We start from the raw sequence: 20,796 nt of genomic DNA, 5'->3' as shown, positions 1-20,796 counted from the left end.
AAACACGAGGCACTTGAGATGAAACTGTTGAGCAAAGTCGCGGCAATTGGGGCGCTGACCCTGATTGCGGCCTGTTCCAATAATGATCCGTCGGCTCTGGGTGGCGGCGCTGGTGGCAGCGGCGCGCTGGTTCCGGGCTCACCCAGTGATCCGCGCTCACCGGCTTATTTCCAGCAGACAGTTGGTGACCGGGTTCTGTTCGCGGTCGATCAGTCCACGCTCAGCCCGCAGGCGCAGACGATTCTGCAAGGGCAGGCCGATTGGCTGCTCGCCAATCCGGATTTTGTCGCCAATATCGAAGGCCATGCGGACGAGCAGGGCACGCGCGAATACAACCTTGCGCTTGGAGCTCGCCGGGCCAATGCGGCGCGGGAGTATCTGATCTCGCGCGGGGTGGCAGGCAACCGGTTGACCACCGTCAGCTATGGCAAGGAACGCCCGATCGAAATTTGCAGCACCGAGGATTGCTATTCGAAAAACCGCCGCGCGGTGACGGTGCTGACCGGTTCAACCTTGGGGTAAGATGATGCGAATTGCAGGTTTGGTTCTGGCGGCGGTCGTGACCGTCGCTGGTATGGCACAGGCACAGGATCAGCAGACGCTGGCGGATATCCGTCAGGAATTAACCGTGCTGCATGTGGAAATTCAGCGTCTCAAGCGCGAGTTTTCAACCACTGGTTCCACTGCGCCAAACCTGTCCGGCAGTTCCGTGCTTGAGCGCGTTGATGCGATCGAGGCCGAACTACAGCGCCTGACTCGTCAGACCGAGCAGTTGAACCAACGGGTGCAGAATGTCGTGACCGATGGCACCAACCGTATCGGTGATTTGGAGTTTCGTCTGGTTGAACTTGAAGGCGGTGATCTGAGCGCGCTGGGCGAAACCTCAACGCTGGGTGGTGAGACATCGACCGATGTGGCTGTGGCACCCACCCCCAACCCTACGCAACCCACGGTCACTGATCAGGGTGAGCTTGCAGTCGGTGAACAAGCGGATTTTGATGCCGCTTCGCAGGCCCTGGTGGATGGAGATTTCCAGACCGCGGCCGATCTGTTTGCGCAATTCGACCAGTCCTATCCGGGCAGCCCGCTGGCGAGCCAAGCCAACCTGCGGCGCGGGCAGGCGCTGAAAGGGGTGGGCGATACACGCGAAGCGGCGCGCGCCTTTCTGGCCAGCTTCACGGGCGACTCCGAAGGACCTCTGGCACCCGAGGCGTTGTTTGAGTTGGGCGCAGCGCTTGGACAGCTGGGCCAAACCGATCAGGCTTGCATCACCCTCGGCGAAGTTGGCGTACGGTTCCCGACCTCGGCGCCAGCAGCTTCGGCCACACAGGAAATGGCAACACTGGGCTGTTCTTGACCTCTGACGCCGATACGCTTCGGGCCAATTTGCGGGCAGGTCTGCCCGATCCACTGCCGCGCCGTCTGGGGGTGGCGGTATCAGGGGGCAGTGATTCGACTGCCCTGTTGCGATTACTTGTTGATATCGCGCGACAAGAGCAGATCGAGCTGTTTGCGGCGACCGTTGATCACGGCCTGCGAGCTGAATCTGCGTCAGAGGCCTTGGCCGTCGCGACACTGGCGCAGCGTTTAGGCATTCCCCATGAAACGCTGAAATGGCAGGGGTGGGATGGATCCGGAAATCTGCAGGATCAGGCGCGGCGTGCGAGATACCGGTTGCTGGTCGCGTGGGCCGAATCGAAGGGCCTAGAGGCAGTTGCGCTGGGCCACACGGAGGATGATCAGGCTGAAACGGTACTGATGCGGCTGGCCCGTGCTTCGGGCGTTTCGGGGCTTTCGGCCATGGCTGTATCGCGAAAAGAAGGTCGGGTCACATTGCTGCGCCCCTTGCTGTCCACAACACGCTCAAATCTTCGGGAATATCTGACTGCGCAGGGTATCTCGTGGATTGATGATCCGTCGAATCAGGACCCTCGTTTTGACCGGATCAAAGCCCGCCAGGCACTTTCCGGATTAAATCAAATCGGGATCACGGCAGAGTCATTATCACGGGTCGCTGAAAATATGGCACAAGCGCGTGAAGCATTGGCGCAATACGCGCAGGAATCCGCTCTCCGGTTTATCACGGTGGCGGATGGCGATCTTTGCATCGATCGCGATGGGTTCGAAACTCTGCCCGAAGAAATCTGTCGTCGGCTTGTGATTGCGTCTGTTTCATGGATCACGGGGGAGAATATCCGCCGCGACACAAAGCGGTGGATCAGGTGTTGGATGCAATTTCGTCTGCTAAGACGGCCACCCTGGGGGGATGCATTATAATCCCGGAAGGCAAAAAAACTTGGATTTGCAGAGAGCTAAAGGCCGTCACCAAACAGCGCGCGCGACCCTCAGAGCCGTGGGACCAGCGATGGATTCTATCCGGGCCCAAAACTGAAGATGCAGAAATTCGGGCACTTGGTGAGGATGGTGTTTTGCAGCTGGAAAACTGGCGCTCTGCGGGAAAACCTCGTGCTGTCGTGCTGTCGACGCCCTCAGTCTGGGTTGAAGGCATGCTATTGGCGGCACCTCTGGCCGGTTTTGCAAATGAATGGCGGGCCGAACTGCTTCCTGAAAGGTCTGACTTCGACGCAGTGATTTTATCTCATTGAACCTGCCACAATCCTCTCTATTTTAAGGAACAACCCCGGCAGGTCCCCACCTGCCGAAACCTTTCGGGAGATTTTCCTTGGGCAACGCTCGCAACATCGCCTTCTGGGTCGTTCTGTTTCTGCTGATCCTGGCACTGTTCAACCTGTTCAGTGGACCCAGCGGGTCGCTTCAGAACAATGAACGCACCTATTCCGAATTCGTCAGCGCCGTGGACGCCGGAGACGTCACCAGCGTCACGCTAGATGGCGAACAGATCCGCTATCGCACGAATGAGAATCAGGACTTTGTCACCATCAAACCCACCGATGCCGAGGTGACGAAGCTGCTGATCGACAAGAACATCCCCGTACGTGCTGAAAAACAGCAGCAATCGGGTTTCCAGTCGTTCCTGATCACGCTGCTGCCCTTCCTGCTGCTGATCGGTGTCTGGGTCTATTTCATGAACCGGATGCAAGGTGGTGGCAAAGGTGGCGCGATGGGTTTTGGCAAGTCCAAGGCCAAGATGCTGACCGAAAAGCATGGCCGGGTGACGTTCGACGACGTTGCGGGCATCGACGAGGCCAAGGAAGAGCTGGAAGAGATCGTGGAATTCCTGCGCAACCCGCAGAAATTTTCGCGTTTGGGCGGTAAGATTCCCAAAGGCGCGCTGCTGGTTGGCCCTCCGGGCACTGGTAAGACGCTGCTTGCCCGTGCGATTGCGGGCGAGGCGGGTGTGCCGTTCTTTACGATCTCAGGTTCCGATTTCGTTGAAATGTTCGTTGGTGTTGGTGCATCGCGTGTACGTGACATGTTCGAGCAAGCCAAGAAGAACGCGCCTTGTATCGTCTTCATCGACGAAATCGACGCCGTGGGGCGCCATCGTGGTGCTGGCTATGGCGGCGGTAACGACGAACGCGAACAGACTCTCAACCAGCTGCTGGTTGAGATGGACGGTTTCGAGGCCAATGAAGGCGTGATCATTCTGGCGGCCACCAACCGGAAGGACGTTCTGGACCCTGCGCTGCTGCGTCCGGGCCGGTTTGACCGCAACGTGACTGTTGGCAACCCCGACATCAAAGGCCGCGAAAAGATTCTGGGCGTGCACGCGCGCAAGACGCCTCTGGGCCCCGATGTCGACCTGCGCATTATCGCGCGCGGCACGCCGGGCTTTTCGGGTGCTGATCTGGCGAACCTCGTGAACGAGGCCGCGTTGATGGCCGCCCGCGTCGGTCGTCGCTTTGTCACCATGGAGGACTTTGAGAACGCCAAAGACAAGGTGATGATGGGGGCCGAGCGCCGTTCGATGGTGCTGACGCAGGACCAGAAGGAAAAAACCGCCTATCACGAGGCCGGCCATGCCGTTGTGGGTCTGGAACTGCCGCTGTGCGATCCGGTCTATAAGGCGACCATCATTCCGCGCGGTGGTGCGCTGGGTATGGTTGTGTCACTGCCCGAAATGGATCGTCTGAACTATCACCGCGATGAGTGTGAGCAGAAGCTGGCCATGACTATGGCAGGCAAGGCCGCCGAGGTGATTAAATACGGCGAAGATCACGTGTCGAACGGCCCTGCGGGCGATATCATGCAGGCCAGCCAGTTGGCCCGCGCCATGGTGATGCGCTGGGGCATGTCCGACAAGGTCGGCAACATCGACTATGCCGAGGCGCATGAAGGCTATCAGGGCAACACCGCCGGGTTCTCGGTATCGGCTCATACCAAAGAGCTGATTGAAGAAGAGGTAAAGCGCCTGATCCAGCAAGGCTATGAACGCGCGCACAAGATCCTGACCGACAAGAACGAGGAATGGGAGCGACTGGCGCAAGGCCTGCTTGAGTATGAGACCCTGACCGGCGATGAGATCAAGCGCGTCATGAATGGCGAACCGCCCACCGAAAGCGATGATGAGGGTGACAGCCCCGATGAGGGTAACGCCCCCAGCGTAACTGCCATCCCGAAGACCAAGTCCAAGAAATCGCCGCCAGATGGCGGGATGGAACCAGAACCCACCGCATAATTGCAAAACCCGGAGCCAGCCTCCGGGTTTTCTCTTTTCATCAGGGCGTTGCCGGGCATTATGCCTACAAACCTGCAGATGAATGGGGGCATCTCATGCCGTTCTTATGTGAAACTGAATATTCAGCCGAGGTGGTATGGCTGGGCCATGTTCCAGCAGGCCAGTCTTTGCGGGCCAAGCCTGTCAACGATTTGGACCTGAATTTTGATGGCGTTCAGGGGGAACGGCATCAGGGGCTCAATAGGGCGTCCTGTGTTCGAGTAGCGAATCTCTATCCAAAGGGCACCGAGATCCGGAATGTGCGGCAACTGTCAGTGCTGTCGGCAGAGGAATTGGGTGATATTGCGGCTGAGATGGAGTTGGCAACGCTTGATCCGTCTTACCTTGGGGCTTCGATTGTCCTGAAGGGCATTCCCGATTTCTCTCATATCCCTCCATCTTCGCGGTTGAAGGCCGAGAGCGGGTTGACGATCACTGTGGACATGGAAAACGCCCCCTGCGTTCTTCCGGGCCGCGAGATCGAGGCAGATCACACTGGTTACGGGGCTGCATTCAAACCTGCGGCCAAAGGGCGACGCGGGATAACGGCTTGGGTCGAACGCCCGGGAGCTCTGAAACGCGGCGACAAGATGCAATTGTTTGTGCCGGATCAGCCCCTTTGGAACCCATAGGTTCAATCCGTTTCCGATTTGCGCATTACGATTTCTCGCAACGCCGTTTCGCGGCATGAAAATGTCGGAATCCTTAGCCATCAGTGTTGTGTACATCAGTATATGTTGCGCAGCGCCGACGCCCGTGCGTCGGTTTTGCACGGAATTCAATCAGGGACCCTGCCCAATGAGCTACAAATCCGACATTGAGATTGCCCGCGAGGCGAACAAAAAGCCGATTCAGGAAATCGGCGCGAAGCTGGGTATCTCCAGCGATGATCTGCTGCCTTACGGCCATGACAAGGCCAAAGTCAGCCAGGACTTCATCAACTCGGTACAGGACCGCGAAGACGGCAAGCTGATCCTGGTGACCGCGATCAACCCAACCCCCGCAGGTGAAGGCAAGACCACCACCACCGTAGGTCTGGGCGACGGCTTGAACCGCATCGGCAAGAACGCGATGATCTGTATCCGCGAAGCTTCGCTTGGCCCGAACTTCGGCATGAAGGGCGGCGCCGCAGGTGGCGGTTACGCGCAGGTTGTTCCGATGGAAGAAATGAACCTGCACTTCACAGGTGACTTCCACGCCATCACCTCGGCCCACTCGCTGCTGTCGGCGATGATCGACAACCATATCTATTGGGGTAACGAGCAGGAAATCGACACACGCCGCGTTGCATGGCGCCGCGTCGTCGACATGAATGACCGTGCTCTGCGTCAGATCACGGCGTCTCTGGGCGGCGTGTCGAATGGTTTCCCGCGTGAAGCAGGCTTTGACATCACCGTGGCGTCCGAAGTCATGGCGATCCTCTGCTTGGCAAACGACTTGAAAGATCTGGAGAAGCGTCTGGGCGACATCATTGTTGCTTACCGCCGCGACAAGACCCCGGTTTACTGCCGCGATATCAAGGCAGAAGGTGCAATGACCGTTCTGTTGAAAGACGCGATGCAGCCGAACCTGGTGCAGACGCTGGAAAACAACCCGGCTTTCGTCCACGGCGGCCCGTTTGCAAACATCGCGCACGGCTGTAACTCGGTTATCGCAACCAAAACCGCTCTGAAAGTGGCCGACTATGTTGTCACCGAAGCGGGCTTTGGTGCTGACCTCGGTGCCGAGAAGTTCATGAACATTAAGTGCCGCAAGGCGGGTATTGCTCCATCGGCAGTGGTACTGGTTGCCACCGTGCGCGCGATGAAAATGAATGGCGGCGTGGCCAAGGCTGACTTGGGTGCGGAAAACGTCGACGCTGTGAAATCAGGTTGCGCCAACCTGGGTCGCCACATCGAAAACGTCAAATCCTTCGGTGTTCCGGTTGTCGTCGCGATCAACCACTTCGTCACCGACACCGATGACGAAGTTCAGGCGGTCAAGGACTACTGCGGCGAGCATGGTGTTGAGGCGATCCTGTCGCGTCACTGGGAGCTGGGTTCGGATGGCTCTGCGCCTTTGGCGGAAAAAGTTGTCGAAATCGTCGAAAACGGCGCCGCGAACTTCTCACCGATCTACCCTGACGACATGTCGCTGTTCGAGAAGATCGAAACCATCGCCAAGCGTATTTATCGCGCCGACGAAGTTCTGGCCGACAACAAGATCCGCAACCAGCTGCGCGAATGGGAAGAAGCAGGCTATGGCAATCTGCCGGTCTGCATGGCGAAAACCCAGTATTCGTTCTCGACCGACCCAACCCTGCGCGGCGCGCCTACCGGACACTCGGTTCCGGTGCGTGAGGTTCGCCTTTCCGCTGGTGCCGGTTTCATCGTCGTTGTCTGCGGTGAGATCATGACCATGCCCGGTCTGCCGCGCAAACCGGCCGCCGAAACCATCTGCCTTAACGACGCAGGTGAGATCGAGGGCTTGTTCTAAGCGCTCAAATAAGACATCTCGTGGTCCGGGGATATCCCCGGGCCGCAGGAGACCAAAATGCCCACTCTGATACCTCCGCAAGACTGTCATTCGATGCAGGAATTGCGGCCTCAGATCGACAAGCTGGACCGCCAATTGATTGGATTGCTGGTAACGCGCGCAACCTATATCGACCGCGCGTCGCAACTGAAACCCGGCGAGGGCCTGCCAGCCCGCATCCCGGAACGTGTCGAAGATGTGGTGCAGCGCGTCCGCAAGAGCTCGGATGAGTTGGGTATGGACCCCGATCTTGCCGAAAAGCTCTGGCGTATACTGATTGATTGGTCGATTGCCCGCGAAGAACGCGTGCTCGGCCCAGACTGAAGAAACGGGCGCCTAGTGCGCCCGATCCGTTTTGTGAAAGAAGGGATCAAAGAATGGTAGCGCAGGTTATCGACGGAAAGGCCTTTGCCGCCAAAGTGCGCGCGCAGGTGGCTGACCAGGTTGCAAAGCTGAAAGAAGAGAACGGCATCACCCCCGGTCTGGCGGTGGTTCTGGTGGGCGAAGACCCGGCCAGCCAGGTCTATGTCCGTTCTAAGGGCAAGATGACCGTCGAGGTCGGCATGAACTCGTACGAGCACAAGCTGGATGTGGACACGTCCGAGGCGGACCTGCTGGCGCTGATTGACAAACTGAACAATGACCCTGCGGTGCACGGCATTCTGGTGCAACTGCCGCTGCCCAAGCATCTGAACGAAGATCTGGTGATCAACTCGATCGATCCGGCAAAGGACGTGGACGGGTTCCACATCTCGAATGTGGGCCTGTTGGGAACAGGTCAGAAGTCAATGGTGCCGTGCACTCCGCTGGGATGTCTGATGATGTTGCGCGATCACCACGGCTCTTTGTCCGGCATGGATGCTGTAGTGATCGGTCGGTCGAACATCGTGGGCAAGCCGATGGCGCAGTTGCTTCTGGGCGACAGTTGCACCGTGACCATCGCGCATAGCCGCACCAAAGATCTTCCCGATGTTGTGCATCGTGCTGATATTGTGGTCGCCGCAGTTGGTCGCCCCGAGATGGTTCCGGGTGACTGGATCAAGGAAGGCGCAACCGTGATCGATGTCGGCATCAACCGGATCGAACGCGACGGCAAGAACAAGCTGGTTGGCGACGTTGACTACGCCACTGCGGCAGAACGCGCTGGTGCGATTACCCCTGTTCCCGGCGGAGTTGGCCCTATGACGATCGCCTGCCTCCTTGCGAACACGCTCACCGCGGCTTGCCGCGCAAACGGCTTGCCTGAACCTGAAGGTCTGACTGCTTAATAGCAGCCTCGGTGTTCAATCCGGGCGCAACGTCCATGATTGAATTGGCCGGAGAGCGAAAAGCTCTCCGGCCTTTTTCATTAGATTAGGATATTTATATAACTACATCTTGACTTGACCTAGCGTCGGTCGGTGATAATCCTTCTATTCCAGCCGTTTAAGGGGTTATAATCCTGTCTGTTCGTGTTTCATGGTTTTACCTTTGGCGAGGTGCGTTACCTGGTATGATGAAGCTGAGTCCGATCTTCTCGTTAATAAGCCTTCAACGGGTAGTGGCGGGCCTCGTTTTTATTCCTTTATTGGCGTATTCCTTTGCCCCCTTTCGGGATATGACACTGCCATTCAGTCAGCGGATGGTGTTCTGGACAGGTGTTATGCTGCTCGCGCTTGCAGCGACTTGGTCGGCTGGAAAGCTGGTACGCGAACGGCTAAATCGATCCGGATTGCTGGTCCGTGATTTTGCCTTCGTCCTGTTGATCCTGACATTGTTTGCACCATCACTGTGGTTTCTGACCTGGATTCTGTTCACGCTAAATGGATTGATGGCACCGGGCATATTGAAAGTCGCCCCTTATGGTCTTCTCTTCGCCACCGGACTTTTGCTGGTGCGTCAGCGGGAAGAAACCGCAGCACCGGTATTCGAACCCAGACCACGTCTTTTCAATCGTTTGCCCGCCACTTTCAAGGGGCAGGTTTATCGGTTAACCGTGCGCGATCACTATGTCGACGTGGTCACGTCCGATGGTACGTTTAAAATCCGCTCGCGCTTTACCGACGCGATTGCCGAGATGGAGCCGGTACAAGGCCATTGTACGCACCGTTCACACTGGGTCGTGGATTCGGCGATTGTTGGGGTCGAAAAAGAAAAGGGAAAATCCTTTTTGCACCTAAGCAACGGCGATCAGGTTCCTGTCAGCAGGAAATACAAGCAACAGCTCGTGGACGACGGGTTGCTCTAGAACCTATCTGGGCATCGGGATGAGTTGAGGCTGCGCACCGGTCAGAATTGCCCGCGCATCCGGTGCCATGATGCCGCTCAGAGCCTCTGCTGAACTGCGCAACCCCCCAGTGTAAGCGCCATAAGCTGGAAGGATCAGACGTGATTGATCCAACAAAAAAGCCGGTCGGGTGATCGAGCGCCCTCGGGCATTCAGGTTAACTTTGGGGTGGTAGTGGCCCGAGATTTCACCTGCACTGTTTTGCTGGGCGATATGGCGAAAAATCAGATCGTGGCAAGCCCACTCGGACAGATGTGTGCCGCCCATTTCTACCGGGCCGGGGTCATGGTTCCCTTCAATCCAGATCCAACGCCGCCCAGCCTGCATTGCTGTGATCTGTTGCCTATCCTCGGCAGCCAACGCGCCCGAGGCATCGAGATCGTCAAAGCTGTCCCCCAAACAGATGACCGTCGTGGCACCGGTACTGGCAAGATCACTTGCCAATCGGGTCAATGTTTCGCGGCTGTCATACGGCGGCAATGTCGGGCCGCCCCTGCGGGCGATCCGTTCGGATTTGCCTAAATGCAGATCGGAAACACAGAGCAGGCCCTGTTCCGGCCACCATAGTGCGCCCGACCCAAGCGCAGTCAAGTCTTGGCCAGAAAATGAAAACGCGATCTTGTTCATGATCCGTTCTTCATACGATTTTGCGGATTGCGCAAGTGGTTTATGCCGGTTGCAATCCGGCGGCCTGCAGTAACCGGGCACTTTCTTCCGCAAGCAGGCGTTCCTCGGCTTCACCCTTGACGGGGACTTTGCCAACTTCGAGGAACAGAGGCGCCGCCAGGGGTGAGACGCGGTCTAGCCGCAGCAGGTCAATCCGGTCTCCGATCCGGGCGACCATGGCTTCGATCCGTCCGAAATCGACCAACCCGCGCATGGCCTCTTCGCGGGTGATTTGCATCAGCAGATGGTCAGGATCGTATTTCAGCAAGGTGTCATAGAGGATATCTGACGAAAATGTCGCCTGCCGACCACTCTTGCGCTGCCCACCAGTGTTGCGTTCAATGAGGCCCGCGATTGTGGCCGAAGCACGAAAGGTACGCTTCATCACGGCGTTACCCGCCAGCCAAGTCTCCAATCCTTCTCGTAGCGCGTCCAACTGAAATAGTGGGCGCGGATCGGTCACCGCATCCAGCCCCCAGATTAAGGTGGCATAGTCAGTGGCTACAAATCCCAGCGGCGCAAGGCCGGTTTCCTCCATGCGTTTGGTCAACAGCAAGCCCAGCGTCTGTTGCGCATTGCGGCCGGCAAATCCGTAGACGCATAGATGCTCGCGCCCCCTGTCAGGGAAGCTTTCAATCAACAGGCGGTCACTTTGCGGCAGGCGTGATATCTCGCGCTGAAGACCCAGCCATTCGGCAGTGTGGCCTGGCAACTGAGGCCAATCCGGCTGTGCGAACATCCGTAGGATTCGGTCGCTCAGCTGGGTGGACGTGGCGAACTTGGTACCCGAAAAGGTCGCGATCTTGGGCTTGCGGTCAGCGCGGCGGCTGACCTCGACCACCATCTCTCGCAGACCCTCATAGCGGACGATCTGACCACCGATCAGAAAGGTATCACCAGGGGTTAGCGAGGCCGCGAATCCCTCCTCTACCTCACCCAGAGGCTTGCCCCCGCGATTGCGCTTAAGCCGAACCTTCAGCGTGTCGGTGTCCTGAATCGTGCCAAGGTTCATGCGGATACGCTGTGCCGCCCTCGGGTCGCGCAATTGCCACGCTCCATCCGGGTGCTGCTGAAGCCTCTGCCACCGATCATAGGCTCGCAGGGCATATCCACCGGTGGCGCAGAATTCCAAACAGGCATCGAATTCAGCACGGGTGATCTGCGCATAAGGCCCGGCAGCCGTCATTTCGGCGTAGAGTGCATCTGCATCAAACGGTCCCGCAGCGGCGGCGATCAGAATATGCTGGCACAAAACGTCCCTGGGTCCTGGCCCGCGGGGGTCGCCATCCAGATCATGTTCTTGCACAGCTTCCAGTGCAGCAACACATTCGACCACTTCGAACCGGTTGGCTGGGACGAGAATAGCTTTGGAAGGGGCATTGTAGCGGTGATTTGCGCGCCCGATCCGCTGCACCAGCCGCTTGACGTTCTTCGGCGCGCCGATCTGGATCACCAGATCCACATCGCCCCAGTCGATCCCCAGATCGAGGCTGCCGGTGCAGACAATTGCCCTCAGATCACCCCTGACCATCGCGGCCTCGACCCGTTCGCGTTGTTGCCGATCCAGGCTGCCGTGATGAATGCCAATGGGCAGAGCGTCGTCGTTGGCGAGCCAGAGGTTGTGAAAGAAAATCTCGGCCTGCGCCCGAGTATTGTGAAAGATAAGTGTCGTCTTGTGCTTTTTGATCTGCTCCATCACAGCGGGGATGGAATAGGCTGCGCCACCGCCCGACCATGGCGGCATCTCTTGTGTTTGCAGCATCGAGATATCGGGGTCAGGGCCGGGATCAGCCTGAATAATTCGGCAAGGATCGGGATTGCGGGCTAGAAATCGTGCGATGCCTTCGGGGTCTTCAACCGTGGCGGACAAGCCTACGCGGCGCAGATCGGGGCAGAGTGTCTGCAATCGTGCCAGCGCCAGCATCAATTGATCCCCCCGTTTGCTTTCTGCCAGTGCATGTATTTCGTCGACAACAATGCGCTGGACCCCAGCAAACATGCGCGGAGCATCTTCGTATGAAGTAAGTAACGCCAGACTCTCGGGCGTGGTCAGAAGGATATGTGGAGGATCGGCGCGCTGGCGTTTCTTCTGCGTGGCCGATGTGTCGCCGGTGCGATCTTCGATCCGAATTGGTAGGCCGATTTCCTCGACGGGAACGCGCAGATTGCGCCTGATATCCGCTGCCAGCGCCTTGAGAGGAGACACATAAAGCGTGTGCAATCCGTCATGCTGCCCCAGCGCCAACTCGGCCAAGGAAGGCAGAAACCCGGCCATGGTTTTGCCGCCACCAGTTGGAGCGATAAGTAGGGTCGCGGGATCATTCGCCCGCTCAAACATGTCTTGCTGATGTGGATGAATCGACCAGCCTTTGTTCGAAAACCAGTTTTGGATTGCCGGGGGAATCTGCACCATCCGGCAAACCTAGCGCAGCCCTCAGGCCATGGAAACCAGGACAAGGGGATCAGTGAATGATCTTTTCTTCCTTAACGAACATGTTGGCCCAGGCTCGGTCGATCAGGTCAGGACTCATCTGATAAGGGATACCCTCAAACTCGCAGATTGAGATCATCTGGTCGATCAGGAAGATCGGCTGATAGTTGGCGTAGATGTTGTTGATGGTCGGGTATTTGACCTTCAGCAAATGCACTAGCGCCGCCTCGTCTAGTGGCATACCGCGCTTGCGGGCGACCATGGCAAAGATCTTCAGGAAGTTCTCTTGGTTCGGGCCGTCGATTTTGATCTTGAAGAAAATCCGGCGCAGGGCCGCTTGGTCGAAAATCTCATTCGGGTGGAAGTTGGTCGAAAAAATAACCAGCGTGTCGAATGGTACTTCGAACTTCTCACCCGATTGCAGGCCAAGGATATCCTTGCTTTCTTCAAGCGGAACAATCCAGCGGTTGATCAGGGCCTGAGGGGGCTCTGCCTGACGTCCAAGGTCGTCCACGATGAAGATGCCGCCGGTGGATTTCAGCTGCAAAGGCGCCTGATAGGTACGCGCGGTGGGGTTGTAGACCAAATCCAGCATGCTCAGTGACAGTTCACCACCAGTCACAACGGTGGGGCGTTCGCATTGAACATAGCGAGTGTCGAACCGCTTGCGGCGGCGCAGACTGTTGGGATCGTCCTCTTCTTGCTCGATCGCGGTGTGCACGATCGGGTCGTAGACCGTAATCACCTGACCGGCATATTCGATAGCGCGCGGAACATAGACGTTGTCCCCCAAAGCATCGCGAATGCCGTTCGAGATCGAGGATTTACCATTGCCCGGAGGGCCATACATCAGAATTGAGCGGCCGGCGCTGACCGCCGGGCCCAGATGATCCAGCAGGCTGTCGGGCAGAACAAGATGGCCCATCGCGCCGGTTAGCTGGTCGCGGGTGACTTGAATGTTGCGGATCGACTGGCGCTTGACCTGCTCGCGGTAAACATCGAGCGGCACCGGCATCGCACCGAAATATTCAGACTGGCTCAACGCGTCCAACGCCCGCGCTTTGCCCGCATCGGTCAGCTGATAGCCCATTTCATTGCCGGAGTTGGCGTTCAGAGTCCCGGTCGCTTCAAGCAGTTTCTGCTCGCGTGCGATATCAACTAGTTCCTGTGTCACGGACCCGGGCAGACAGATGGCACCCGCAATTTCGCTGACCGTATCCACGTTCTTGCGAAAGACGGTCTTCAACAGAATGTCCCGCATCATCACCAGCGGAAGTTGCATTTCTCCCAGGCCTTTAGGGGCGGGGGGGCAATCACAGAGGAGGTCTGCATATTCATGAGCGGGGCTCGTCCATCCAAAAATCACGCCAAAGGCCCTTGCGGGGCCGCTTTGGAAGAATTTGGCGCGGATTTGTGGCAGGACAAAGGCGCGGGCAAGGCGCGCTGATGATTGTTCACGATCCGTGGATTATGCCCAAAATCAAATAAACAACGAGGCTGCCAGCCAGCGTCAGACCCATGGGGAACTGTTTGCCGCGATCCCAGCTTTCCCAATGTGGCGCGATCTGGCGCAGCCGGGTGTATTTCGCCAACCGGTGGGCAAAGAACGCTCCCAGCAGAGTTGCCGTCAGAATCACCATGACCCACATCAGGTCACCGACCCAGACAAACGCTGCGGCAGCGGCGCAGAACTTCGCGTCTCCGGCCCCCATCACACCAGCTGCATTTAGCACGATGCCGATAACAAGAACGAAAACCATGTGAAGCAGCTGCCATCCGTAGACAGGCAGAGACAGGCTTAACGGCCCGATGTTGCCGGGGATCCACGGACCGGACCACGGTGGCAATGCGATAAGCCCGACGATGAGATAAACAACCGCCAGCGCGATGACCGCGTGGTTCTTGATCCGCATCTCACGCATATCCGTAAAGGCAACGTAGAAACAGATCGGCAGAACAAAGGTAGAAACCACGCCGCCGCTGCCGCTGGTATGATCATGGATCAGGCGTCCTCAAGGGCCCGAAGCGAGCGGACCGCCTCGTCATAATGCTGCGGGTGGGTGGAAATCGCCTCGCGATAGAGGTTCTTGGCCAGGTTGATATTCCCCTGTTTCACGGCTGAAATGGCCATGGTGTTCAACAGTTTCGCCCGTTCGGTCTGCGTCATTGGGACAACAGGGACGCTGTAGTTGCCTTGCGCGCTGCGCGCCAGAACAAGGTTGTTCTTGGCGGTGAACATAGAATTGTCCTGCCTAATGGCGTCGGTAAACAGCCGCTCGGCTTCCGCATATTGCCCGCGCGTTAGTTTGGAATAGCCCCAGTTGTTCATGACTCCGGCAGGGCGGGTCGTCAGGCCCACCGCGGTTTCGTAGTAATGGTCGGCGCGATTCCAGTCTTTTTTGGCATCTGCCACCAGCGCTTCAAGCCGATACCGTTTAAAGGTTTCATATGTAGGGGGGATCTTGTCCAATGTCGCCTTTGCGCCATCCCAATTGCCGCTGCGAATCTGAGCATCAGCGTATTCGACACGGTCGGCGTTGTTGGCCCCTTTCATGCTCAGCACACGTTTCCACGCGGCGGAAGCTTCAGTGCTGCGCTTGGCACGGGTCAGCGTGATCGCTAGTCCTCGTTGCAGGTCGATGCGGTCGGGGTTCTTGGCGGCCGCACTTTGGAAATAGGTCACCGCCTCATTGGGATCGGCCGCATTCAGCATCACGTCATTCAGGTTGGTCTCGTCGATGACGTTCACTTCCTGAAAAGTACGTTCAACCTTTTCCTCTTCGGTTTCCTTTGCGCAGGCGGCCAAAACCAGCCCGCACGCCAGCATCGTCGGAATCAAGAAGGGTTGGCGCATTTTTGTGCGTCCTTTACTGCTCTGCCTCTATTACTGGATTTTACGCAGAACAAATTGCCCGTTGCCGCGCTGCTCCAGTTCAAATTCTTGTTCTTGTGGGGTATTATTAACAGGATTTTCCATTTTTGCGAGTGCTAACCGCAGATTGTCGCGGATTGCGTCACTTTCGCCATTGTCCAGCGCATAGGCTCTGCGGAACATCTGCGCGGCTTCGGCATATTCGCCCGTTTCCACCAAGAAAACACCCAGGTTGTTCCATGCCACAGGCCACTCGGGATCGTCCTCGACAGCACGACGCAATAGCGGTTCAGCTTGGCCAATCCGGCGCAATCCCAAATTAGCTGTCCCAAGCGAAGTCAGGATTTGCGGGGTCATACCCTGTTGCAACGCGGCACGAGTGAAGGATTCAAGTGCAAGCTCATATTCGCCCGCCGCCATCAATCGGTTTCCGACGGTCACCTCATCTACCGCAGGCCCATCTGGGTCGACGCCAGGGGCAAACGGATCGTCTGTCGCGCCTGTTTCAGTGCAAGAGGCCACCATGGTGAAAACCATGGCGGCCTGAATTGTCATACGAAGGTGCCAACAACCTGATTTGGCAACCCAGCGAAGAAGCGGGAAGGCGTTATCGGTTTCCAAACTCCATAATACCTTTTGCCGAAGGTCCAACAAGGATGACCAGCAGAGGAGGGACGGTCAACATCATTGTCGCAAGGGTCATTTTGGTTGGCAACTTATTCGCTGCCTCTTCGGCGCGCATCACGCGTTTGTCACGCATTTCATCGGCATAAACCCGCAACGCTTCGGCAATGGATGTCCCGAATGTCGCTGATTGGATCATCACGGTGACGAACGCACTGACGTCCTGAACGCCGCATCGCGTCGCGAAGTCGCGCAAAACGGTGTCTTTTTCTTTACCCGCTTTCATTTCGTAGGCGACAACCTCGAACTCAAGCGCGATGTCTGGGTAAGATGCTTTCATCTCGGACGCGACCCTTACAATGGCCTGATCCAGGGACTGCCCGGCCTCGACGCATACCAACATCAGATCGAGCGTATCAGGAAAACCTTTTACGATCGCTTCTTTGCGTTCCTCTACGCGCCGCGTGATCCAGTATCTAGGCACGAAGTATCCCGCAGTACCAGGTCCGAGTACGCGTATGAGGATTTGTGTTGAGTCAAATTCCTGATCGCCGGCAAACACGGTAACCAGTGAGACGCCGATCAGTATTCCGATTATGCCCAATGCGAACTGAGCGAAGTGATAGAAACGAACCGCGTCCTTGGACTGGTAGCCGGCTTGCCGTAGCTTGAGCTGAACAGCGGTATACTCTTCCTCATTCTTTGGTTCGAGGAAATTGGCAAATTTTTCAAGCTGCTCGTTTCGGCTGGCGGTTCTGAGCCGTTCTTTCTTCTCTTTTTTATTGTTTTTGGGCGGTGAATTTGACCGCTGCAACTTCTTTAGTGGGTCTTCCGGCTGGTTCAGCATCAGCGGGATTGTGACCAGGATCATGAACAATCCCAAAACGCCCACGACAATCAGCGGACCGAATTCACCCAAGTTCTGCTTCAACAGCTCATTGATCTGGTTCAAAAATTCCATCTTTGGGCCTCTTAAACCTTAATGTCGGTCAGGATACGCATGACGATCAGGTTCAGGGTCAGCGTGATACCGACAAAGAAACATGCCGGAATGAAAAGCGGATCGTCGATTACGGCGTCGTAGTAGTTCGGGTCCTTAACCATGATGAACAGAAGACAGGCGACCGGGAAACCCGACAGGAATTTGCCCGACCATTTGGCTTCGGCGGTGATAGCGTTCACCCGGCGGAACAGTCGGAAACGTGCGCGGATCACCTTGGCCAATCCGGCCAAAATATCGGCAAGGTTACCCCCCGATTGTTGCTGGATCGAAACGGCGACGGCCAAAAACCGTAAATCCTGCATATCCAGCCGCTCTGCCATATCCTTGAGTGCTTCACCGACATCCCGGCCATAAGCGGATTCATCCGAGATAACACCGAACTCTGTCGCAAGGGGGTCCTCGACCTCGTTAGCAACGATTTGGATCGAGGAAACAAATGGGTTTCCGACGCGAAGTGACCGAACCATCAGTTCCACCGCGTCGGGCAATTGTTCTTCAATCAAGGCCATACGTTTATTGGCTTTGTTATTGACCCAAGCGTACACCGCTCCGACCCCGATCGCGACCGATAGAGCCGCCCGAAGCGTCGGTTCGGTCGCTGTTCCTACGCTCAAACCTACAAAAGCCAGCCCTGAAACCAGTGCCATGATCACAATCAACTGCCGAGGAGAGAAGGCGATCGCCGCCTTCTGCGCCTTGTCTGCCAATAGCGAGTAGAGCGGTATGCTCTGCGATTTCATGTGCTGCTGCATTTCCTTGCGCAGCTGCTCCAGTACTTGCTCGCGCCCGACGCCCTTATCGATCATGTCCAGCCTGCGATTGACGCGGCTGTTCAGGCTGATCGATTTTCCGAATGCGACGAGATAGATACCTTCGACCAGGGCAAAAACCCCGACGAAAATCACGATGTAGATGAGCGCCTCGACAGGCAGTTGCATATCTTGGTTCTCCTACATCGTGGTTGGATCGTAGATCGAGGCGGGCAGATCGAAGCCCCACAGACGGAAGCGCTCGGAATAGTGGCTGCGCACACCTGTGGCGGTGAAATGACCGATGATCTTGTTGTCGGGGGTCAGGCCAACACGTTGAAATTTAAATATTTCCTGCATCGAGATGACGTCACCTTCCATGCCGGTAATTTCGGTGATTGATGTCATCCGGCGCGAACCATCCTGCAGACGGCTGGCCTGAACGATCAGATTCACAGCCGACGAGATCTGGCTGCGGACCGCTTTGATCGGCATTTCGATCCCCGCCATGGCGATCATGTTTTCAAGACGCGAGATACCGTCACGGGCCGAGTTCGCGTGGATCGTGGTCATTGATCCGTCGTGGCCGGTATTCATGGCCTGCAGCATATCGATCACTTCGGCGCCACGGGTCTCGCCCACGATGATGCGGTCGGGGCGCATCCGCAGGGCGTTTTTCAAACAATCGCGTGGACTGACCTCGCCTTTGCCTTCAACGTTGGGCGGACGGCTTTCCATCCGACCCACATGGGTCTGCTGCAGCTGAAGTTCCGCGGTATCCTCAATGGTCAGAATGCGCTCGGCGTCGTCGATAAAGCTCGACAGCGCGTTCAGCGTTGTCGTTTTACCGGAACCGGTACCGCCCGAAACAATGATATTCAGACGAGTCGACACGGCGGCTTGCAGATAGGCTGCCATTTCTTCGGTAAACGCACCGAAATTGACCAGATCGTCGATGCCGAGCTTGTCTTTCTTAAACTTACGAATGGAAACAAGCGAACCATCCACCGCGATCGGCGGCACCATCGCATTGAAACGTGAGCCATCAGCCAAGCGGGCGTCAACATACGGGTTGGATTCATCGACACGGCGACCAACGGCAGAAACGATCTTGTCGATGATCCGCATCAGGTGCTTTTCGTCTTTGAACGTGATGTCGCTGATCTCAAGCTTACCGGCCCGTTCGACAAAAATCTGCTGGGGGCCGTTGACCAGAATATCGTTGACCGAGTCGTCTTGTAGCAGCGCTTCCAGCGGCCCGAGACCGGTGACCTCGTCATAAAGCTCTTTGTTTAGCTGGCTGCGGTCTTCACGGTTCAGAACGATGTTGCGGGCTTCCAGAACTTCGCTGGCAATCGCGCTGATTTCTGTCCGCAGTTCTGATTCTTCAGCTTTTTCAAGGGCTGCGAGGTTCAGGTTTTCAAGAAGCTCGCGGTGCAGCTCAAGCTTGATTTCGCCCAGCCGTTCCTTGCGCTTGCGTTCCTTGTCGTTTCCAACAACTTCTGCCGCCTTTTTCTTGACCGGCTTGCGCGCAATTGCGTTGGCAGCTGGTGCCGCAGCTGCTGCTGCCGGGGCCTCGACTTTCGACGCCTGGGTTTCAACCGGCTGCGCCGAAGGCTGTTTTTTGTATCTTGAAAACACGGCAGCTCCCCTTTGAGTTATGCGGCTTCGGCGTCACTACTGCCAAGGCTATGAAGCGATTGAGCCAATTTGGCGATTTCCCGGCGCAGCGGGTTCTTGGCCGCTGAATTTGCCAGCGGTAAACCGTGGTCGCCGCTTTGCATGACGGGTTTGCCGCCATCGGGCAAAAGCAGATCAATGGAAATACCCAGACTTTCACCCATACGTTTAACCCGGCTTTTACCGTTGAGATCGGTAAATTTAGGAGCCCGGTTCATAGCAAACCGCAGTTTGTTGAAGGGTAATTCTTCGGCCTGCAGTGCCCGTTTCAGACGCAATGCGTTCTGGGCCGAGCGCATATCCAGCTCGAGCAAGGCAAAATAGACATGGGCGGCCTGCAGAACCGTTTCTGACCAGTGAACAAGTGTTTTTGGCATGTCTATGACGACATAATCAAAATTCGCGCGTGCGGTGTCGATCACACGCTGAATGTCCTCAGGCGTGATGATGTCCAGCGGCACCATGTCAGATGGTGCCGTTAGAACTTGCAGCTTCTCTTCAAACGTCTGGAGCGCTTGTCCGAAAGAGTCTTCGTCCATCGAATCCGTGTCTGAGAGCATTTCGAACACGGCTTCATGACGAGGCAGATCCAAATAGGTCGAAACTGTGCCGTATTGCAGATCTAGATCGATCAGGCACACTTTCGGGGCTTCTTTGGCTGAAACCGTTGCAAGTTCCCATGCCAGATTGACCGCCATGGTTGTAGAACCAACTCCACCTGCTAGACCCTGCACGACAAAAAGCGCCCCTTCTTTCGAGGAGCCGTTCGTCGCAATAGGCGCTGCTTGTGGTGCCACAACCGGATCGGGTTGTTGCATACGATCGATGGCTTCCTGAAGTTCATTTTCGGGAAGCGGGTAGGGGACAAACTCGTCCGCACCTCTGCGTAGCAGCTGATGCAATGCGGCAGGGGTGACATCCTCGGCGATCAAGACAACCTTAATGCCTTTTTCCTTGGCCTGAGTGATGATCTCACCCATCAGTGTCAGGTTGTCTTCGTCATCGCCGTCCAGCGCCAGCGCTACAAATTGAAGCGTCTTGGCTTCGGGTTGGCTAAAGAACGCAAGCGCTTCGGCAAATCCAAGATCACCCCAGCGTTCGCCCAGCGCAGCTTCCATATCCTCGATCAAAAGGTCGAAGTTCTGGACATCACGGCTGATCGTGCAGGCCAAAATGGCGTTATTATCGTCTTGCGGCGTCGCGCTTGTCATTAACACAATCCTCATCGAGAGGGCTGAGCAAACCATTTGAACGCGAGAAGATTCAGTTCTGGTATGCTGTCGCCCGATGCGGTCGATTTTGGCCGCAGGTCACCCAATTGTTCACAAAGTGGCTTGGAAGTTGGGCGAGAA

The 20,796-nt window shown here is 56.7% G+C and carries 18 protein-coding genes and 1 pseudogene; 9 read left to right on the top strand and 10 right to left on the bottom strand.

Annotated features, from left to right (window positions below; genetic code table 11):
- Positions 1–18 precede the first annotated feature (18 nt).
- The 9 genes from pal to AC1DFB_RS11080 all read left to right on the top strand — a co-directional run bounded on the left by pal (position 19) and on the right by AC1DFB_RS11080 (position 9,380).
- A complete protein-coding gene (pal, locus tag AC1DFB_RS11120; RefSeq protein ID WP_170397385.1) occupies positions 19–522 on the top strand; it encodes a peptidoglycan-associated lipoprotein Pal in 504 nt (167 codons plus the stop codon).
- Positions 523–526: 4 nt separating this feature from the next.
- Positions 527–1,357, top strand: coding sequence for a tol-pal system protein YbgF (gene ybgF, locus AC1DFB_RS11115; protein WP_480922609.1), 831 nt, complete (start codon positions 527–529; stop codon positions 1,355–1,357).
- Positions 1,354–2,277, top strand: a complete 924-nt coding sequence (gene tilS, locus AC1DFB_RS11110; protein ID WP_480921257.1) for a tRNA lysidine(34) synthetase TilS — start codon at positions 1,354–1,356, stop codon at positions 2,275–2,277. Before ybgF ends, tilS begins: the two co-directional genes overlap by 4 nt.
- Positions 2,278–2,683: 406 nt before the next feature.
- Complete coding sequence (gene ftsH, locus AC1DFB_RS11105) at positions 2,684–4,600, top strand: ATP-dependent zinc metalloprotease FtsH (protein ID WP_170424311.1); 1,917 nt, start codon at positions 2,684–2,686, stop codon at positions 4,598–4,600.
- A gap of 95 nt (positions 4,601–4,695) precedes the next feature.
- Positions 4,696–5,271, top strand: coding sequence for an MOSC domain-containing protein (locus AC1DFB_RS11100; RefSeq protein ID WP_480921256.1), 576 nt, complete (start codon positions 4,696–4,698; stop codon positions 5,269–5,271).
- 166 nt (positions 5,272–5,437) lie between these two features.
- Positions 5,438–7,114, top strand: coding sequence for a formate--tetrahydrofolate ligase (locus tag AC1DFB_RS11095; protein ID WP_170397376.1), 1,677 nt, complete (start codon positions 5,438–5,440; stop codon positions 7,112–7,114).
- Positions 7,115–7,171: 57 nt separating this feature from the next.
- On the top strand, positions 7,172–7,477 hold the full coding sequence (locus tag AC1DFB_RS11090; RefSeq protein WP_170404363.1) for a chorismate mutase: 306 nt from the start codon (positions 7,172–7,174) through the stop codon (positions 7,475–7,477).
- Positions 7,478–7,530: 53 nt separating this feature from the next.
- Positions 7,531–8,421, top strand: coding sequence for a bifunctional methylenetetrahydrofolate dehydrogenase/methenyltetrahydrofolate cyclohydrolase FolD (gene folD / locus AC1DFB_RS11085; RefSeq protein WP_480921255.1), 891 nt, complete (start codon positions 7,531–7,533; stop codon positions 8,419–8,421).
- Positions 8,422–8,795: 374 nt separating this feature from the next.
- The gene (locus tag AC1DFB_RS11080) at positions 8,796–9,380 is read left to right on the top strand and encodes a LytTR family DNA-binding domain-containing protein (RefSeq protein ID WP_480921254.1); all 585 of its coding nucleotides are present in this window, start codon (positions 8,796–8,798) and stop codon (positions 9,378–9,380) included.
- A 3-nt stretch (positions 9,381–9,383) separates the two neighbouring features.
- Here AC1DFB_RS11080 and pdeM read toward each other — a convergent pair whose 3' ends face one another.
- The 10 genes and pseudogenes from pdeM to AC1DFB_RS11030 all read right to left on the bottom strand — a co-directional run bounded on the left by pdeM (position 9,384) and on the right by AC1DFB_RS11030 (position 20,655).
- A complete protein-coding gene (gene pdeM, locus AC1DFB_RS11075; RefSeq protein WP_170799813.1) occupies positions 9,384–10,046 on the bottom strand; it encodes a ligase-associated DNA damage response endonuclease PdeM in 663 nt (220 codons plus the stop codon).
- A 40-nt stretch (positions 10,047–10,086) separates the two neighbouring features.
- Positions 10,087–12,498, bottom strand: a complete 2,412-nt coding sequence (locus AC1DFB_RS11070) for a ligase-associated DNA damage response DEXH box helicase (protein WP_480921253.1) — start codon at positions 12,496–12,498, stop codon at positions 10,087–10,089.
- A 49-nt stretch (positions 12,499–12,547) separates the two neighbouring features.
- Positions 12,548–13,854 (bottom strand): annotated as a pseudogene (locus tag AC1DFB_RS11065) (ATPase).
- A gap of 116 nt (positions 13,855–13,970) precedes the next feature.
- Positions 13,971–14,489 (bottom strand): prepilin peptidase, encoded by a 519-nt coding sequence (locus AC1DFB_RS11060; RefSeq protein ID WP_480921252.1) that lies wholly within the window; start codon positions 14,487–14,489, stop codon positions 13,971–13,973.
- Positions 14,490–14,518: 29 nt separating this feature from the next.
- Entirely contained in the window at positions 14,519–15,370 is an 852-nt protein-coding gene (locus tag AC1DFB_RS11055; RefSeq protein WP_170397362.1) for a tetratricopeptide repeat protein, read from the bottom strand.
- A gap of 30 nt (positions 15,371–15,400) precedes the next feature.
- The gene (locus AC1DFB_RS11050) at positions 15,401–15,943 is read right to left on the bottom strand and encodes a tetratricopeptide repeat protein (RefSeq protein WP_370644360.1); all 543 of its coding nucleotides are present in this window, start codon (positions 15,941–15,943) and stop codon (positions 15,401–15,403) included.
- Positions 15,944–15,995: 52 nt separating this feature from the next.
- Positions 15,996–16,973: a type II secretion system F family protein gene (locus AC1DFB_RS11045; protein WP_170404348.1), complete on the bottom strand. Its 978-nt coding sequence runs from the start codon at positions 16,971–16,973 to the stop codon at positions 15,996–15,998.
- Positions 16,974–16,984: 11 nt separating this feature from the next.
- The gene (locus AC1DFB_RS11040; RefSeq protein WP_170397358.1) at positions 16,985–17,953 is read right to left on the bottom strand and encodes a type II secretion system F family protein; all 969 of its coding nucleotides are present in this window, start codon (positions 17,951–17,953) and stop codon (positions 16,985–16,987) included.
- 12 nt (positions 17,954–17,965) lie between these two features.
- Complete coding sequence (locus AC1DFB_RS11035; RefSeq protein ID WP_170397349.1) at positions 17,966–19,405, bottom strand: TadA family conjugal transfer-associated ATPase; 1,440 nt, start codon at positions 19,403–19,405, stop codon at positions 17,966–17,968.
- 17 nt (positions 19,406–19,422) lie between these two features.
- Positions 19,423–20,655, bottom strand: coding sequence for an AAA family ATPase (locus AC1DFB_RS11030; RefSeq protein WP_170404342.1), 1,233 nt, complete (start codon positions 20,653–20,655; stop codon positions 19,423–19,425).
- Between the last annotated feature and the right edge of the window lie 141 nt (positions 20,656–20,796).

The organism is Ruegeria sp. S84 (assembly GCF_056583445.1).
This window is presented reverse-complemented; position numbering and strand designations above follow the sequence as displayed.

Bases quoted from the DNA above. Each gene is read 5' to 3' on its own strand.
- pal (WP_170397385.1), top strand. From the start codon at position 19: ATGAAACTGTTGAGCAAAGTCGCGGCAATTGGGGCGCTGACCCTGATT.
- ybgF (WP_480922609.1), top strand. From the start codon at position 527: ATGCGAATTGCAGGTTTGGTTCTGGCGGCGGTCGTGACCGTCGCTGGT.
- AC1DFB_RS11100 (WP_480921256.1), top strand. From the start codon at position 4,696: ATGCCGTTCTTATGTGAAACTGAATATTCAGCCGAGGTGGTATGGCTG.
- AC1DFB_RS11095 (WP_170397376.1), top strand. From the start codon at position 5,438: ATGAGCTACAAATCCGACATTGAGATTGCCCGCGAGGCGAACAAAAAG.
- AC1DFB_RS11090 (WP_170404363.1), top strand. From the start codon at position 7,172: ATGCCCACTCTGATACCTCCGCAAGACTGTCATTCGATGCAGGAATTG.
- folD (WP_480921255.1), top strand. From the start codon at position 7,531: ATGGTAGCGCAGGTTATCGACGGAAAGGCCTTTGCCGCCAAAGTGCGC.
- AC1DFB_RS11080 (WP_480921254.1), top strand. From the start codon at position 8,796: ATGCTGCTCGCGCTTGCAGCGACTTGGTCGGCTGGAAAGCTGGTACGC.
- pdeM (WP_170799813.1), bottom strand. From the start codon at position 10,046: ATGAACAAGATCGCGTTTTCATTTTCTGGCCAAGACTTGACTGCGCTT.
- AC1DFB_RS11070 (WP_480921253.1), bottom strand. From the start codon at position 12,498: ATGGTGCAGATTCCCCCGGCAATCCAAAACTGGTTTTCGAACAAAGGC.
- AC1DFB_RS11055 (WP_170397362.1), bottom strand. From the start codon at position 15,370: ATGCGCCAACCCTTCTTGATTCCGACGATGCTGGCGTGCGGGCTGGTT.
- AC1DFB_RS11050 (WP_370644360.1), bottom strand. From the start codon at position 15,943: ATGACAATTCAGGCCGCCATGGTTTTCACCATGGTGGCCTCTTGCACT.
- AC1DFB_RS11045 (WP_170404348.1), bottom strand. From the start codon at position 16,973: ATGGAATTTTTGAACCAGATCAATGAGCTGTTGAAGCAGAACTTGGGT.
- AC1DFB_RS11040 (WP_170397358.1), bottom strand. From the start codon at position 17,953: ATGCAACTGCCTGTCGAGGCGCTCATCTACATCGTGATTTTCGTCGGG.
- AC1DFB_RS11030 (WP_170404342.1), bottom strand. From the start codon at position 20,655: ATGACAAGCGCGACGCCGCAAGACGATAATAACGCCATTTTGGCCTGC.